General features: G+C 28.7%; 13 protein-coding genes and 1 riboswitch. Of the genes, 4 read left to right on the forward strand and 9 right to left on the reverse strand.

What is annotated here, in order from left to right; genetic code table 11:
- Window positions 1-22: 22 nt before the first annotated feature.
- The 6 genes from ilvN to BN2920_RS02735 form a co-directional block, all read right to left on the reverse strand.
- Window positions 23-541: an acetolactate synthase small subunit gene (ilvN, locus tag BN2920_RS02710; RefSeq protein WP_058293500.1), complete on the reverse strand. Its 519-nt coding sequence runs from the start codon at window positions 539-541 to the stop codon at window positions 23-25.
- Between the two features lie 516 nt (window positions 542-1,057).
- The gene (locus BN2920_RS02715) at window positions 1,058-1,474 is read right to left on the reverse strand and encodes a hypothetical protein (protein ID WP_058293501.1); all 417 of its coding nucleotides are present in this window, start codon (window positions 1,472-1,474) and stop codon (window positions 1,058-1,060) included.
- Window positions 1,475-2,060: 586 nt separating this feature from the next.
- Window positions 2,061-4,412: an alpha-xylosidase gene (gene yicI / locus BN2920_RS02720; RefSeq protein WP_058293502.1), complete on the reverse strand. Its 2,352-nt coding sequence runs from the start codon at window positions 4,410-4,412 to the stop codon at window positions 2,061-2,063.
- Between the two features lie 125 nt (window positions 4,413-4,537).
- The gene (locus BN2920_RS02725; RefSeq protein ID WP_058293503.1) at window positions 4,538-5,365 is read right to left on the reverse strand and encodes a carbohydrate ABC transporter permease; all 828 of its coding nucleotides are present in this window, start codon (window positions 5,363-5,365) and stop codon (window positions 4,538-4,540) included.
- On the reverse strand, window positions 5,365-6,243 hold the full coding sequence (locus BN2920_RS02730) for a carbohydrate ABC transporter permease (protein WP_058293504.1): 879 nt from the start codon (window positions 6,241-6,243) through the stop codon (window positions 5,365-5,367). Before BN2920_RS02730 ends, BN2920_RS02725 begins: the two co-directional genes overlap by 1 nt.
- A gap of 192 nt (window positions 6,244-6,435) precedes the next feature.
- On the reverse strand, window positions 6,436-7,755 hold the full coding sequence (locus BN2920_RS02735) for an ABC transporter substrate-binding protein (RefSeq protein ID WP_058293505.1): 1,320 nt from the start codon (window positions 7,753-7,755) through the stop codon (window positions 6,436-6,438).
- A gap of 163 nt (window positions 7,756-7,918) precedes the next feature.
- Between BN2920_RS02735 and BN2920_RS02740 the strand changes: the two genes are divergently transcribed.
- Together BN2920_RS02740 and BN2920_RS02745 are read left to right on the forward strand one after the other, a co-directional pair.
- Entirely contained in the window at window positions 7,919-9,790 is a 1,872-nt protein-coding gene (locus BN2920_RS02740; RefSeq protein ID WP_058293506.1) for a cache domain-containing sensor histidine kinase, read from the forward strand.
- Window positions 9,768-10,544, forward strand: a complete 777-nt coding sequence (locus tag BN2920_RS02745; protein WP_097919246.1) for a response regulator transcription factor — start codon at window positions 9,768-9,770, stop codon at window positions 10,542-10,544. Before BN2920_RS02740 ends, BN2920_RS02745 begins: the two co-directional genes overlap by 23 nt.
- A gap of 63 nt (window positions 10,545-10,607) precedes the next feature.
- Window positions 10,608-10,724, reverse strand: a riboswitch (SAM riboswitch).
- A gap of 17 nt (window positions 10,725-10,741) precedes the next feature.
- On the opposite strand, the gene BN2920_RS02750 is transcribed toward BN2920_RS02745, so the two are convergent.
- The 3 genes from BN2920_RS02750 to BN2920_RS02760 all read right to left on the reverse strand — a co-directional run bounded on the left by BN2920_RS02750 (window position 10,742) and on the right by BN2920_RS02760 (window position 14,358).
- Window positions 10,742-12,079, reverse strand: coding sequence for a hemolysin family protein (locus tag BN2920_RS02750; RefSeq protein WP_058293508.1), 1,338 nt, complete (start codon window positions 12,077-12,079; stop codon window positions 10,742-10,744).
- Window positions 12,080-12,534: 455 nt separating this feature from the next.
- Window positions 12,535-13,887 (reverse strand): phosphoglucosamine mutase, encoded by a 1,353-nt coding sequence (glmM, locus tag BN2920_RS02755; protein ID WP_058293509.1) that lies wholly within the window; start codon window positions 13,885-13,887, stop codon window positions 12,535-12,537.
- Window positions 13,888-14,052: 165 nt separating this feature from the next.
- Window positions 14,053-14,358 (reverse strand): YerC/YecD family TrpR-related protein, encoded by a 306-nt coding sequence (locus tag BN2920_RS02760; RefSeq protein ID WP_058293510.1) that lies wholly within the window; start codon window positions 14,356-14,358, stop codon window positions 14,053-14,055.
- Window positions 14,359-14,625: 267 nt separating this feature from the next.
- Here BN2920_RS02760 and BN2920_RS02765 point away from each other — a divergent pair, with 267 nt between their 5' ends.
- Window positions 14,626-16,113, forward strand: coding sequence for an MBOAT family O-acyltransferase (locus BN2920_RS02765; protein ID WP_058293511.1), 1,488 nt, complete (start codon window positions 14,626-14,628; stop codon window positions 16,111-16,113).
- Between the two features lie 14 nt (window positions 16,114-16,127).
- Window positions 16,128-17,087, forward strand: a complete 960-nt coding sequence (locus tag BN2920_RS02770) for a hypothetical protein (protein ID WP_083498694.1) — start codon at window positions 16,128-16,130, stop codon at window positions 17,085-17,087.
- Window positions 17,088-17,091 lie beyond the last annotated feature (4 nt).

Here is a 17,091-nt window from a genome sequence, read left to right on the forward strand (position 1 = left end):
TCATTAATTTTTACAGCTTAAATTACTCTAAATCTAATTCTTCAACACTTTTCTTTAGTGTTTTTTCCCCTCTTTGAAGAGCTGTTATTCCAGTCCTAACCAATTCCTCTATTCCATACTCTTCCATAAGACTTATTAATGCTGATACTTTATCTTCATCCCCAGTTAATTCAATAGTTAATGTATTCGTAGAAAGATCTATTATTTTACTTCTAAAGATTTTTACAGTTTCATTTATTGCTGCCCTATTTTCAGCATTTGCCCTAACCTTTATGAGCACTAGCTCTCTATACACTGATTCATTGTCATTTAAATCCGTTACACATATAACATCTTCCAGCTTATTCAATTGTTTCTTAACTTGTTCTAATACATCTTCGTCTCCGTTCAAAGCAATAGTCATTCTAGAAATATTTTGATCTTCAGTTCTTCCTACAGTTAAGCTATCGATATTATATCCTCTTCTAGAAAAAAGACCACTTACTCTGCTAAGCACCCCTGATGAGTTTTTAACTAACACAGACAACACATGCTTATCCATATAATTCCTCCTCAAAAATAGTTAAAAAAAACCCACCCTTAATGATATAAATCATAAGAAGTGGGATAAATTTCCGCCTTACATAATATCACTAGGTTCTAACAAACCCTTGCATATAACGGATGCACACCGGATATCTTTTACTCAAGAATTAAATTCTCTTTCTGGATTCTGCTCTGGAGTGATAATTATAAAATTAAAGTATCGATTCTCACCTGCCATCGACTCTCTGAAACTTTTTATCTTTTTTATAACTTTCTCCTTCTCAGCATTTTTTGCTAAAGGATATATTAATTTTTTGTTGTTACGTTAAAGTTTACTACTGTAAATAATCTATGTCAATAATATAAAAAAATTTTTCCACTCTGGTTTTTTAAGATAAGTTTTTTGAAGATTATTTATCTAATTGTTATTAAATTCTTTATTTTTTTAACATTTCGATACATGTTTTCTTATAAATTTAGTATTTTATCTAAATGTATCATATATACTTTTTATTATGGTAGAATAATAATTTTATTTCATTTCTCCATATGGTTCCATAATATCAACCGATTCAATATCTGCTAAAACCAAATCTAGATTGTAGTCATTTATATTAAAATCTATATCCTTTTGGATTAATTTTGATATTATCTCTTCTTGTTCCTCTTCAAATACTATATCTGATTCTATCTTTTTTATAAAATCATCTATCTTATAAATTTTGCAAATTCCTGTCTCAGCACCTGCTTGAGTACATATATTAACTCTTGGTGCTTCTCCTCCAATATCAGTCAAGTCATTATAATCATTTTTTACTATTTTATGATCAATAAATCTTTCATAATACATATTTACATATGATTTTGCCCCTTCATAATCAGTAAATCCCTTGCATGTTCCATCTGGCTCTACTAATAAATACTCATTATAAGATAATACTTCACTCATAACTAAATTCTCCTTACATAATTAAATTTCAAAGCATAAAAATTGTCCCTATTATTATTCCCATGAAAAATATTAATTATAGCAATTATTAATCTATTATAATAAAGTCAGCATAAAATGAGCATATTCTTATATTCCTAAGAATTTATATTATTGTATTCTTAGGCATGGATCTCAAATCTTGCATTTAGTGCGAATCGCTAGCATTTAACACTTAGTGAGGTACGAACTTAGTGGTAAAGCCCGCATTTTTCTGCAAGAAAAATACGTTTCTACTAATATGAGTAAGTGTTTCCTAAAAAAATCCCCTCTAGACCTCATAAAATAAGCAAATTCTTAAATTCTTAAATTCTTAAATTCTTAAATTCTTAAATTCTTAAATTCTTAAATTCTTAAATTCTTAAATTCTTAAATTCTTAAATTCTGGGAATTTTATTTTACTTAACAATGTTTGTCTACTTTTTATTTAAAAATATTTTCACTATATGTTTTTATGTATGCTATAAAGTAATATATCAAAAAAATAGATAAAGATGTAACTAAAAATAAATTTTTTTAATTACACCTTTATAAAAAAGACTACATTTTATTTTAATATACAAAATATTTTGCTGTTTCCAGAGTTAATTTTTATTTTGGTATCATTTTCTTCTAATATAAATTCTGCACCTTCTACAGATTCTACATTAACAACATCTTTTAATACCAATGTCCATTCTTCCTCTGTCCCTGTTGATTCAATTACTATTTTATTACCATTCTTTAAAACCTCAACAGAAAGTTTTTCTTCATTGTTCATATCAAAAACTTTTGCACATGCTTTAGTATTTTCTTTTAATTCATATGCTAATAATGAAACATCTTTTCTATAATCATAATCAGGTTTACTATCTTCAGCACCAACTGCAATAATACTATTTTCTTTAATCATCATAGGTACACTTAAGTAGTCATGTTTTTCTTTAATCCATCTTCCACCTTCATATTTCTTTCCAGTGATGAAATTTGTCCACTTTCCTTCTGGTAAATAGTATTTTGCTTTACCTTCATCATTAAATATAGGTGCTACTAAAATTGATTCTCCAAGCATATATTGTTTATCTAAATAAATACATGCATCATCATCTTGATATTCTAAAACCATTGATCTCATAACTGGAATACCAGTTTCATGAGTTATCTCTGCCATTCTATATAAATAAGGCATTATGCTACATTTTAATTTAGTGAAGAATCTAACTACATCACAAGCTTCTTCATCATATAACCATGGTACTCTATATGATTTACTTCCATGTAATCTACTATGAGATGATAGTAATCCAAATGCAACCCATCTCTTATAAACATCAGCTGTAGATGTGCTCTCAAAGCCTCCTATATCATGGCTCCAAAATCCAAATCCAGACATACACAATGATAATCCACCTCTTAAACTTTGCTCCATAGATTCATAGTCAGCTTCACAATCTCCTCCCCAGTGTACAGGGAATTGTTGTCCACCTGCTGTAGCTGACCTTGCGAATAATACAGCTTGATCATCACCTTTGTATTTCTTAAGTGTTTCAAATACCACTTTATTATACATATAAGTATAGTAGTTGTGCATTTTCTTTGTATCTGATTTATCAAAGTATTGTACATTTTCTGTAGGTATACGTTCGCCAAAATCAGTTTTAAAACAGTCTACTCCCATATCAATTAATTCTTTAAGCTTTCCTGAATACCATTCACATGCTGATGGATTTGTAAAATCAACCAATCCCATTGCTGGTTGCCACATATCCCATTGCCATACATCTCCATTAGGTTTCTTTAAAAGATAACCATGTTTCATTCCTTCTTCAAATAGCTTTGATTCTTGTCCTATATAAGGATTTATCCATACACATATATTTAATCCCTTTTCTTTAAGCCTCTTAAGCATTCCTACTGGATCTGGGAACACATCATCATCCCATTCAAAATTACACCAGTTAAAGTCTTTCATCCAGAAACAATCAAAATGAAATACTCTAAGTGGAATATCGCGTTCTGCCATTCCATTAACGAAGCTTGTTACTGTTTCTTCATCATAATTTGTAGTGAATGATGTTGTAAGCCATAATCCAAACGACCATGCTGGTGGTAATGCCGGCTTTCCTGTTAATGTTGTATAATTCTTAACAACTTCTTTCATTGTTTCTCCACCAATTATAAAGTAATCTAAGCACTCTCCTGGAACACTAAATTGAACTTTATTAACATTTTCTGATGCTACTTCAAATGATACCTTTTCTGGATGATTTACAAATACACCATAGCCTTTATTAGTAATATAAAACGGAATATTTTTATATGATTGTTCTGTACTTGTTCCTCCATCTTCATTCCATACGTCGATAGTTTGCCCATTCTTAACAAAGGCTGTAAACTTTTCTCCTAGCCCATAAACTAGTTCTCCTGCACTTAAACGTAACTGCTCTCTCATATAAACACCATCTTCTACAATGTTTATAAAATCTTCCTCTTGTATAGTTTTGATATAAGCAAGTCCTTTATTTTCGCTACAAGTTAATTTTTTATTACCTTTATAGAATGCCATTTCCCATTTTTCTTTACTGAGTATCATTTTAGTATTTCCAGATTTAAATATAACTTCATTTTCATTATCTTCAATTAATACTTTAGTATCTTTGTTTTCATGTATTTCAAAACTAGGTGATTTCTTTTGTTCTCCCATAAAATGATATGCTCTAACTCTAATTACATCTTCCATTGGTGATGTAATCTTATATGTGATGACCGCACCTCCTAAAGTATCACCTCTTGTATTTATTTTAGTACAAGGTGCAGATACTGTTAATGTATCTCCTTCTATTTTTATTCTATGAACTTCTTTTGGGCTATAAATTTTTACTCCTTCTTTATCTAACCAACATCCATTACTAAATTTCATAAAGTTCTCTCCTTTTCATAAATATAATCCTGATTTAAAAATCGTATTCTATGTTATAATATCCCTTTTCTAAATTTATAATTTTCACTATTTTTTATTAAATCATTTAGAAGATATATTAATTTTTATCCCTTTACAGATCCTGCTGCTACTCCTCCAACAATATATTTTTGACCTAAAATAAATACTATTAATACTGGAAGTAATGTTAGCATAATGTCTGCACTAACTAGATTCCATGAATTTTCAAATGCTCCAAAGAAGTTATAAACTGCTAGAGTCATTGGCCATTTTGCTGAATTATTTAAGTAATACAATGGCATTGTGAAATCATTCCATACAGCCATGAAATTTAAAACAAATAATGTTGACATTATAGGTTTTAACAAAGGTAATATTATTTGTACAAATAATTTAATTGGACCACATCCATCAATTACTGCCGCTTCATCTATCTCTCTTGGAATAGTTGATATAAATCCATAGCATAAGAATAAGCTAAGTGGTATATTTATAGCTGCATAAACTAATATAACTCCAATTCTTGTATTAACAAGATTTAATGCTTGCAAAACTTTCATTAATGCAACATTATTAATTGGTATTGCTATACCGGAAATAATAAAGTAGTAGATAAGATTATTTATGCCTTTACGATTTCTAGCAATAACAAAAGCTGCCGCTGATACTACAATTACTATTATTACTACACTTACTGTTGCATATAGAAGACTGTTAAAAAATGAAGATACTAGCTTTCCTTGCTCAATTACTGTCTTATAATTTTCAAACTGCCATGTACTTGGTAAGGCTAGAGACATCTTATTAGATTCTCCCTGTGTCTTAAAGGAGTTAAGAAATAAAACCACTAATGGTATTAATATTATTAAACTTATAAATATTGTTGCAGTATTTGCTACTATTGACTTTATAGTTTTCTTTGAACTCTTCATTAAGCTTCAACCTCCTTATTTTCCATGGATTTAAGAATATAATATAACAGTAGTAGTAATATAAAGAATAGAATACTAGACAAGGTTGTACCCATTGCATAATTTCCTTTTGAAAATTCTTTATATACTGCCGTATTAATTACTCCAGTTGCATTTCCTGGTCCACCATTTGTTAGTGAATAGATCATATCAAATACTCTAAAGCCATATGTTACGTTAAGTACAGTAACATTCACAATAATTGGTTTTAATAAAGGTAATGTTATGCTCTTAAATCTTTGCCAGAATGTAGCTCCATCAATACTTGCTGCTTCATAATACTCTGGTGCAATTGACATTATCCCAGCTATTATTACAACCATTATATATCCCATACCTTTCCAAGTATCTACTGCCATTACAGTTGGGAATACAACCTTTAAGTCTGTTAACCAATTTTTTGTTAAAATATCTAAGCCCATTGTTCTTAGGAAATTATTTAAGAAACCTGTTGTTGGATGTAACATGCTTTTGAAAACAAGACCAACTACTAGATAAGACATTACTTGAGGAGAAAATATAATCATTCTATGAAGATTTTTGAATTTTATTATTTTCTGCGTTAATAAAAGTGCTAATCCTAACCCTACTATTGTTTTTAATGCTGTTGTGACTACTGTAAATATAACCGTATTCCAAATATATGTGCGATATTCTGGTTTACCTCTAAATACTTCTATATAATTCTTTAATCCAACAAAATTCACTTCACTAGAAAAGTTATTCCAATCAGTAAAAGAATAAAAAATACCTATAATTCCTGGTAAAAAGCAAAGTAAAAAGAATATGACTAATGCACCACTTGTAAAATACCATGGATATAACTTTTTTCTGTCCATAATTATGCCTCCTATTTTTAGTAATTTTTTATTTAATAGTCCTGCTGACAATGAAGGAAATCAAACTTATTATTTTCATTCCTTCATTATTCATTTTTTTGCAGAACCCTATGAGCAAACCTTAATATAAAAAATCATTTCTGCTCATTATTATATTGTTAATAACTTCTAAACTTTGTACATAGTCAAAGATTATTTTGTCCAATACTCATCCTTTTGTAAATTTGCTTGTTCTGTCCTTCTATCTATTATTGTTTGTAGTACTTGTTCTGGAGTCATAGCACCAGTATACATAGACTCTAAATCCTTACCAACTTCCATCCATTGGCTATCAACATATTTAACACCAGCTTGAACAACCATGCCTTTTTCCAAAGAATCAATATAAGCTTGGTCTTCATCTGAATATTTTGATTTTATTTCAGGCCAGCATACTTCTGACAATCCTGGTTGTCCATCTAAACGTTTTTGTAAATTTTCTGGTTTTGCTAAAAATTCAAAGAACTTTAATGCAGCATCTACATTTTTTCCATTTTTATTTATAAAATAAGCATTACTAGCTGGATTTACACCAATTGTTTGATTATCACCCCAAGGCATTGTAAAAATGCCTAACTTACTAACATCAAAATCAGGGAAATCTGCTTTTACTTCATCTCTCCAAGCTGATTCAGCCATGAACATTGCTACATTACCATTTGCCATAGCTTCTTTAGCATTTTCAACTGAATTACTTAAATAATCATCACCATAAAATCCTAACTCAGAAAATTCCTTTAATTCTTTTATTATTGTTAATAATTCTGGAACAGAATCTAAGTCAACTTCGTTTTTATTAAGCTTTTCATATAAGTCAGGATGCTTTGCTTGATACATAGCTCCTGTTTCAAATAATGGAAGAACTTGATGCCATCCATTTTGAGTTCCTTCATAAATAGGAGTTGTTCCCGAATCTTTGATTTTTTGACATACATTTTTAAACTCTTCATATGTCTTTGGAATTTCTAATCCTAACTTTTCAAATATTTCTTTATTGTACACATAAAAATACATTTTCTTTCCCGGGAATGTTATACCATATACCTTATCATTATATGAAATTGATGGAATAACATTTGGATCCATTCTTGATACCCATTCTTGATCAGTTACATCCACACAATATTTTTCTGGATTTACCCTAGTAACTAAATTTAATGGATCAGCATCTGCACAAAATATATCTGGTGCTTCACCTGAGTCTAGTTTTACCTTTAAAAGATCACGCCATTGGGCATCTGGTGAAATTTGAAAGTCTATCTTTATTCCTGTCTCTTTCTCAAATTCTTTCGCTAAATCTTGTACCACTCCTGATGTTGGAAGACCTGATTGATGAGAACCAAAAGTTAACGTTACAGAACTTCCGTTGCCAGAAGCTGACGAATCAGATGAGCCTCCACATCCTGTAAGAATACTCCCTGCCATTACCCCCATCATAATAGCACTTAACACTTTTTTTAAACCTTTTACCATATTAAATACCTCCATCCTTTTAATATTTTCATTTACCATGTTTATCATTGTCCATAGCTTTATGATATCATTTACATCACCTATATTACATAGACAAAACAGAACTTTCCTTTGCACTTTTTTGAACTGTATTATATAATACACATTAAAAGGAGGCTAAAAAATGAAGCGTGAATTTTATTATTCTCAAAAGACTTATTTATTCTTTATTTACGGGCTTTTAGTAACAACATTACTATCAATTTTCTTCATTTGTTTTTACTCATTTTACAAGGATAATATAGTAAGTGATTCAAAAATAAAATCCGAATCATTATGTACTTCTATACAGAACTCATTAAATAGTGAATTAAATAATATGTCTACAATATCCATGAATATTGTTTACTCAAATGCATTAAAAAAGAATTTTACTAGCTTTTATAAGAATTATAATTCTAATGAACTAAATACATCAACATTTTCAACATCAAGAGAAAACGTTTTATTAATATATGATATTATTACTGCTATTATAGGCCCATTTCAATCTGCTACCCAAGTAAATATTTACACATTAAATGGGACATGCATCGGTTCTGGTTATTTTCAAGGGGTAACTCAAATTAATTTAGCCGAATTACCTTGGTATGAACCAACTATAAATAAAAATGGATCTAAGCATATATCCACAATATCAACTCTTCCAAATAGCAAAAATTTATATACTGGAATATCTAAATATATCACTTTAACTCGCTTATTTTTTGACAGCAGTGGAGAAGCTGAAGGAATAGTTGAGGTAATACAGGATGGCGATATTGTATTTTCTTTAATTTCAGAATTACAGCAGAAAAACCCATCTACATCATTTTATGTATATAACGAAAATAACGAACTAATATATCCATACAACGTTAAAGAAGATGATAACATAAACTACTTAAAATTAATTAATGAAAATTCACTCATCCCATCTTCTGCTCAATTTGTGAATACAGGTTACATGAAGGAATTTCTAGTATCATATGAAAAAATTCAGCCATATAATTGGACAGTAGTTATAAGTGAACCTAAAAATATAGTTTTTGAATCATTAAATTCTTTTAAAATAAGCTTTATAGTTATAATTTTTCTTTCAGTTGGATCTACACTAATTTTATGTTTCATTATTTCTAGTCGAATTACACACCCTTTAAGCAATTTAAGTCATGCTACTAAAAAAATAACAATTAACAATGTACTTGATGAAAACGAAACTATAATTACTCCTATTCATTCAAATATTCAAGAAATCTCTGAATTGTACACATCCTTTATAGATATGTATAGCAAACTTAGAGATTCTTCACATGAAATTTTATTATTAAAATCTGAAGAAACACGAGCAAAGCTACAAGCTACTCAATCATTATTAAATCCTCATTTCTTATATAATAGTCTAACGAATATAAGTGTTATGGCAGAAGAAAACATGAATAATGATATAGTACGTATGTGTGATTCTCTTTGCAGTTATTTTCGATATATAAGTACTAGTGATGAGACTATAGTTTCTTTATTTGAAGAAATTTCATTTACAGAGCAATATATAGAATGTATGAAAATAAGATATGGTAATGATTTTATATACCATTCAGATATTAATGAAAATACAAAAGACATATTTATTCCTAAATTAATAGTTCAGCCATTTGTTGAAAATGCCTTTAAATATGGCTTCAGCGCTTCTCCACCTTGGTATCTTAAGATAAGCTCAAATATTGAAGATGAAAAATGGATAATTTGTATTGAAGACAATGGCGGATGTTTAACCAATGATAAACGTATAGAATTATTATCTAAATTCTATAATCTAGATAAAAACAAAGAGCTAAAGTCTTTGAAAATAGGCGGTATGGGATTAAAAAACGTATATATTCGTTTAAAGATTCTTTATGGAGATGAAAGTATCTTTTATATAGATAATTCAATTTATGGTAAGACAGTATTTATAATTGGAGGTCCAATTTATACAAATAAGGAGGAGTTTTATAATGACCACACACAAATATAAGTATATTGTAGTAGAAGATGAACATCTTATTAGAAAAAATCTAATTAAAAAAATCGAATCTTTATCCATTCCTCTTGAGTTAGTTGGCGAAGCTAATAATGGAGAAGATGCTATTGGCTTGGTTAATGATTTATGCCCATCCATTGTTATTACTGATATTAGAATGCCTCGTTCAGATGGATTAGAGTTAATAAAATATATCCATCATAACTATCCATATATAAAGACAATGGTACTTAGTGGATATAATGATTTCAAATATGCCCAAACTGCACTTAAATACGAAGCCAAAGATTTTCTTTTAAAACCAGTAAAAATAGATGAGTTAAACTCTTCTCTTCAAAACATTTTAATTTCGCTTGATTCAGAAAATAAAGAAGAAGCTAGCTTCTCAATTGATCCACATAACTTAAAGCCAGAAAGGTTAAGCAAATTACTTGAAAATTATTTGATTAACAATTATTCATCAATAACTTCAATTAATGATATTTCTGATAAATTTGGATTCACAAATGAGTATTTAAGCAAAATCTTTAAGAAACATATTGGAGAAACTCCACTTAAATACATCACAAAAATTAGAATAAACAAAGCAAAGCAACTTTTACTGAATCAACCAGAATTAGAAATCAAGAAAATTGGTGAATTAGTAGGTTATAAAGATGCATTTTATTTTAGTCGTGTATTCAAATCAAATGTTGGTCTATATCCTTCTGATTATCGTGAACAAAAACTCAAAACTAATAATAAGTAAAGCAAAAAATGCACTAGAGAACAAATCTCTAGTGCATAACAAAATCATGCTCTATAAACTCTTCTCTTATCTCTAGTCTAAAATGACTACAGGAATTAGCACCATATAAAATAATAAATGAATAATTTTATTGGTTGCCGGGCTTCAAAGGGCCAGTCCCTCCACCTATCTTGATAAGAAATATTTATTTTTTTAAATTATATACTTGTCTGATTATTATTGTCAAGTATGTTAATTAATATCTTCTCAATTCTTTTTTCATTAAATTTATCTATTTTAAAGTTTATATTTTTATAATTAATATCCATCTCATCTTCTTTAGATGGGATTTTTCCAATTAAATTTATAATAAAACCACTTAATGTGTCTACTTCCTTGCACTCTAGTTCTAATTGAAGTTTTTCATTTATTTCATCTAGTGGCGTTATTCCATCTACTAAAAATGTTTTTGAATCTATTTGCTTTATTTCATCATCATCATCATCGTCACAGTCATTTAATTCACCAGTAATTTCTTCAATTAAATCTTTTACTGTAACTATTCCTGAGAAGCCACCATATTCATCAATTACTACTGCCATATGCATTTTAGATGACTGCATTGACTTAAGCAATGAATGTATATTTTTCCCTTCATGAACGAAGTATGGCTTTTGAAGTATTTCTCTAATATTGACATTTTCAAATCCCTTTTTCTTAGCCTCTATTATAAAATCTTTTATATAAAGGATTCCTATTATATTATCAATACTTTCCTCATATACTGGAACTCTAGAAAATTTTGATTCTAATAATTCATCTAAATATGATTCTAATTCATCTTCTATATCTATACAATAAACTTCTGTTCTAGGTATCATTATCTTTTCTGTCTTTTTATCATTAAATTCAAAGATACCTTCTATCATGTCTTTCTCACTTTCATTTATTGCACCATATTCTTCGCCCTCTTCTATCAGTGATTTAATTTCTTCCTTAGTAACCCTCTGCTCATCACCTTCACTATCTAATCCTAAAAGTTTAACTATTAAATAAGTTGACATAGATAGAATCTTCACAAAAGGTAACACTATTTTACTTATAAGCAATATTGGTTTAAGAGATAACATTGCTATAGTTTCTGATTTTTTTAGTGCTATTCTTTTAGGTACCAATTCTCCAAATACTAATGTGAAATAAGATAAGATAATTGTGACTCCTGCAAATGCTATCTCACTTCCATATGGTATTCCCATATTACTTAAGAATTGTCCAAAATCTTGAGATATTCCTGTTGCAGCTGAAGCACTGGCAAAAAATCCAGCCAATGTTATTCCTACTTGAATAGTAGATAAGAAATTTGTTGGTTCTTCTATCAGTTTGTACAAAATAGCAGCTTTCTTATTTCCTTCATTAGCTAGCATCTTCATCCTATTTTTGTTCAAAGATACTATAGCCATTTCTGCTGATGCAAAAAAAGCATTAATTGCTGTTAATAAAAATAGTATTGAAATTTGAAATAAATAATTGTTGGTCAGGACCGATTCACCGTCCATAGTTTTCCCTCCTAAATTTTTATGATTATAAATTATTATATTTTTAATAATATCATAATTAGAATACAATCGGTATATTTATTTAAATATTTTACATAAATTTCATTTATTATTAAGACTGTATTCATAATTCATAACAAAATCGCCAAAGCGACTATGATATAATCCCTATAAAACATAAATCCGATATAATACGATAACTTAAATTTAAAAAAATCCTTTAGCCATCGATTTTTTTCAACGCATACTGGATTTTCTGAGCTTGCCAAAGAAAAGGCCAGGCGCATATATTTTATTTTTTTATTCTTTAGGTTCCATAGTATTAGTTTATTACAATATTTTTCAAGTCAGTCTATCCACAGATTTTCAATGAATATAATTTCCTAAAGAATAAAAAATAAGCATTTAAATATCTTGAAATGTTTAAATGCTTATTTAGTAATTCATCCATCTATTTAATTTGCATATTTCTTTTCTATTAACTCAGCTAATCCATGAGCCATCTTATCAATTTCTTCTTGATCTTCACCTTCTAGCATTACCCTTACTAGTGGTTCTGTTCCTGAAGGTCTTATAAGAACTCTTCCTACTCCATCAAGAGCATTCTCTATTTTTTTTATTTCTTCTTGGATTTCATCATCAGCTAGGTATAAGTTCTTCTTTTCATTTGGAATTGTCGCATTAGCAAGTACTTGTGGTAATTCCTTCATCACTGAACATAATTCTGATATTGAAGTCTCTTTTTTCTTTGCTATTGTTGCAATTTGAAGTGCAGTAACAAGACCATCACCTGTTGAATTATAATCTAAGAAAATTATATGTCCTGACTGTTCCCCGCCTAAAACATATTTATCTTTAAGCATTTCTTCTAAAACATATCTGTCACCAACACTAGTTTTAATCAATTTAATGCCTTCTCTTTTACAAGCAATGTCTAATCCTAAGTTACTCATAACTGTTACTACAATTGTATCATCTTTTAGCTTTCCGATTTCTTTTAAGTACATTCCGCATAACATTAAAATAAAATCACCGTTAATAAGATTTCCTTTTTCGTCAACAGCTAAACATCTATCGGCATCTCCATCAAAAGCAAATCCCATATCGCATTTTTTTCTAACCACATAATCCATTAATTCTTCTGGATGTGTTGATCCGCAATTTTCATTTATATTTGTTCCATCTGGATTATCGTTGATTATAAATACATCTGCACCTAAATCTCTAAATGTCTTTACTGCTACGTTATAAGCAGCTCCATTTGCACAGTCTAAAGCTATTTTTAAACCTTTTAAACTATATGGAACTGTACTTTTAGCAAATTCTATATAATCATCTAAAGCTGTTTTTTCAACTTTTTCTCTTTTTCCTATTTCAGTTCCTGTTGGACTTGGTACATTCTCAAATCCGTTTTCTATAACCCTTTGTATTTCATCTTCCAATTCGTCTGAAAGTTTATATCCTCTATCATCAAAAAACTTTATTCCATTATATTCTACCGGATTATGTGATGCAGAAATCATAACACCTGCATCTGCCTTATACTTTCTAGTTAAATATGCTACAGCTGGTGTTGGAACCACTCCAAGAACTACAGCTTCTGCTCCTACTGATAATATTCCTGCAATTAATGCAGCTTCAAGCATATCTCCTGATATTCTTGTATCCTTTGCAACTAATATTTTAGGCTTATGAGCTCCTTCTGTTAATACATATGCACCTGCTCTTCCTAAATTATATGAAGTTTGAGCTGTTAATTCTGTGTTAGCTATGCCTCTAACTCCATCAGTTCCAAACATTCTACTCATATTTTTCCCTCGCTTTTTATAATTATATTATTATACTTTATTCTATAGTATTTATTATATTCTTCAAACTCTACACTATTTTATCATATTCCTTATAAAGTATAATATTTTTTATAATTTTTTACAACGCTATCTCCTAAATAAACAATTAATATGTGTCTATTTTTATAAATCATTATCCTTCATTCTCTCTAAAACCAAATTATACCCATCACTTCCATAATTAAGACATCTATTTACCCTACTAATAGTAGCCGTGCTTGCTCCTGTTATTTGGGCAATTTCAGAGTATGTTTTCTTTTCATCAAGTAATCTAGCTACATACAATCTTTGTGCTAAAGATTTAACTTCATTTATTGTCGCCACATCCTCAAAAAATTTATAGCATTCTTCTATATTTTGAAGCTTTAATATACCTTGGAAAAATAAATCTAATTCTTTACTTTTTATTTTTGATTCTAAATCACTCACACCTATCACCTCTACTATTGTTCTTTATCTAGATTATACATATATATCATTCTCTTTACAACTTTAATATAGCAAAGTAATAAATATCATTGTGTGTAACCTCCCAAAATATTACTTTCTATAATTACTCACTTGATTATTTGTAGTATTAAAGTATAATAAAAATGTTCAATATGCTAATTTATTGTAATTGATATTAATTATAGAAAAAAATCAATACAAAAGTTCCTTATATTTGTAGTGTATAAAACTTTAGGAGGAAATATTATGACATTTAACTCGCCAAACTTTCTTATATTTTTCCCAATAGTGGCTCTTATCTATTTTTTGATAGTCCCAAGATTCAGATGGATATGGCTTTTAGTATCAAGCTATTATTTCTATATGTGCTGGAACCCTAAATATGCAATAGTTATTGTATTTTCAACAATAGTAACATATATCACCGGATTATTAATACATAAAAGTAATTCTATCATTAATAAGAAAAAATCTATTTTTTATAAAAACTTTTTTCTTTTATCCTGCTTACTTATAAATCTAGGCATATTATTTCTATTTAAGTACTATAATTTCTTTTCATCAATTGTAATAAGGCTAGGAACATCACTAGATTTAACAATTAATCTTCCTACATTTGATTATATGCTCCCTGTAGGAATATCATATTATACGTTCCAAGTAATAAGCTATTTAATGGATGTATATAGAGATGATATTGAACCAGAAAAAAACTTAGGAAAGTATGCTTTATTTGTTTCTTTCTTTCCATCTATAGTTGCAGGTCCAATTGAAAAGGCCAAGCATATGATTCCTCAATATAATTCAGTTCATAAGTTTGAGTATGACAGAGTAAAAAATGGCTTACTTCAAATGTTATGGGGATATTTCAAAAAGGCCATTATTGCTGATAGAATAGCTTTTTTAGTTAATACTGTTTTTAATGATCCTAGTAAATATTTTGGATATCAAATAGTTATTGCTACATTAATGTTTACAATACAGATATACTGTGATTTCTCTGGTTATTCAGATATAGCAATAGGATGTGCTAAAGTTATGGGCTTTTCACTTACTACCAATTTTAAAGAGCCATACTTTGCTACTTCTATTAAAGATTTTTGGAAAAAGTGGCATATAAGTCTTACATCTTGGTTTAGAGATTATTTATACATTCCTTTAGGTGGTAATAGAAAAGGTAAATTCAGAACTCAATTAAATGTTATGATTGTTTTCTTAGTAAGTGGATTATGGCATGGAGCAGCCCTTACATATATATTATGGGGATTTTTACATGGTGCCTTCCAAGTCATTGAAAACTTATTAAATCCACTTAGAGAAAATCTAATTAGGAGATTTAAAATAGATATAAATTCATTTTCATATAAATTTGGTCAAATATTAGTCACTTTTTTACTTGTAAATTTTGCATGGATATTTTTTAGAGCAAATTCAATACATGATATAAAAATTATATTTAGAAATATGTTTGTTAATAACCCTTGGATCTTTACAGATGGTTCTCTATTTAATTTAGGATTGAACTCAACAGAATTTATGCTTTCAATTATTAGCATTATCATTCTTATTTTAATAGATTACCTAAAAACAAAATTTGATTTACTTGATGAACTCTCTAAACAAAATATAGTTTTTAGATGGTGTATTTATATTCTTGCAGTATTATCAATACTTCTATTTGGAGTATATGGTTCTGGATATAATGCGCAGCAGTTTATATATTCTCAATTTTAGGAGGTGTTTATCTTATGGTAAAAAAATTTCTTTTTAAATGTTTAATAATAATATGCATAATATTAACCTTTATAATAAAAATGGCACCATATGTTGTAGATCCTGGTCATACAGAACAATTATATCAAGGATTGTATAATAAAGATTCATCATATGATGTATTATTTATGGGATCTAGCCATATGAATGGTATGATGGATCCAAGTGTACTTTATAATAAATATGGTATCACAAGCTTTAATTACGCGACTGGAGGCCAGCCAGTTAATGTAACTTATTATTTATTAAAAGAAGCTTTAAAGACTCAATCACCCAAAATAGTAGTTTTAGACTTATACTATTTTGGCCTTACTGATGAGTATGGTGATGAAGGCTATATAAGATATGTTCTTGATAATTTGAAGTTCTCTAAAAATAAACTTGAAGCTATAAACAATTGTGTTCCTAAAAATCAGAGATTAGAATACTTATTTCCATATATAAAATACCATGATAGATGGAGTACACTTACAGAATCAGATTTTGCTACTGATATAAAATTAGATCCATCAATAACTGGATATGGAGCTGGTGATAATCTGTATGGTGAACCTTTGGTAGAATATCAACATGGATCCGAAACAGGTGAACTACCTACTGAAAGTGAAAAATATCTAAATAAATTTATAGAGCTATCTAAAGAAAAAGGATTTAAATTAATATTTACAAATGCACCTTATGATTACTCGGCTAATAATACAGATTCCTGGTATAAAGATGATTCTGTATTATATAATACGATTTCATTAATAGCAGATAAAAACAATATACCATTTTTGAATTATTCTACAGAAGATCTCATGTCTGAAATAAACTTTGATTTTCCAAATGATATGAATAATGTAGGTCATACTAATATTTATGGTGCTGAAAAAGTAAGTTCAAATTTTGCAGATTTTCTCCATAATAATTACCAGCTAGAGGATCACAGATAATGTA

The sequence above is a fragment of the Clostridium neonatale genome (assembly GCF_001458595.1).
GTDB classification, from domain to species: Bacteria; Bacillota; Clostridia; order Clostridiales; family Clostridiaceae; genus Clostridium; species Clostridium neonatale.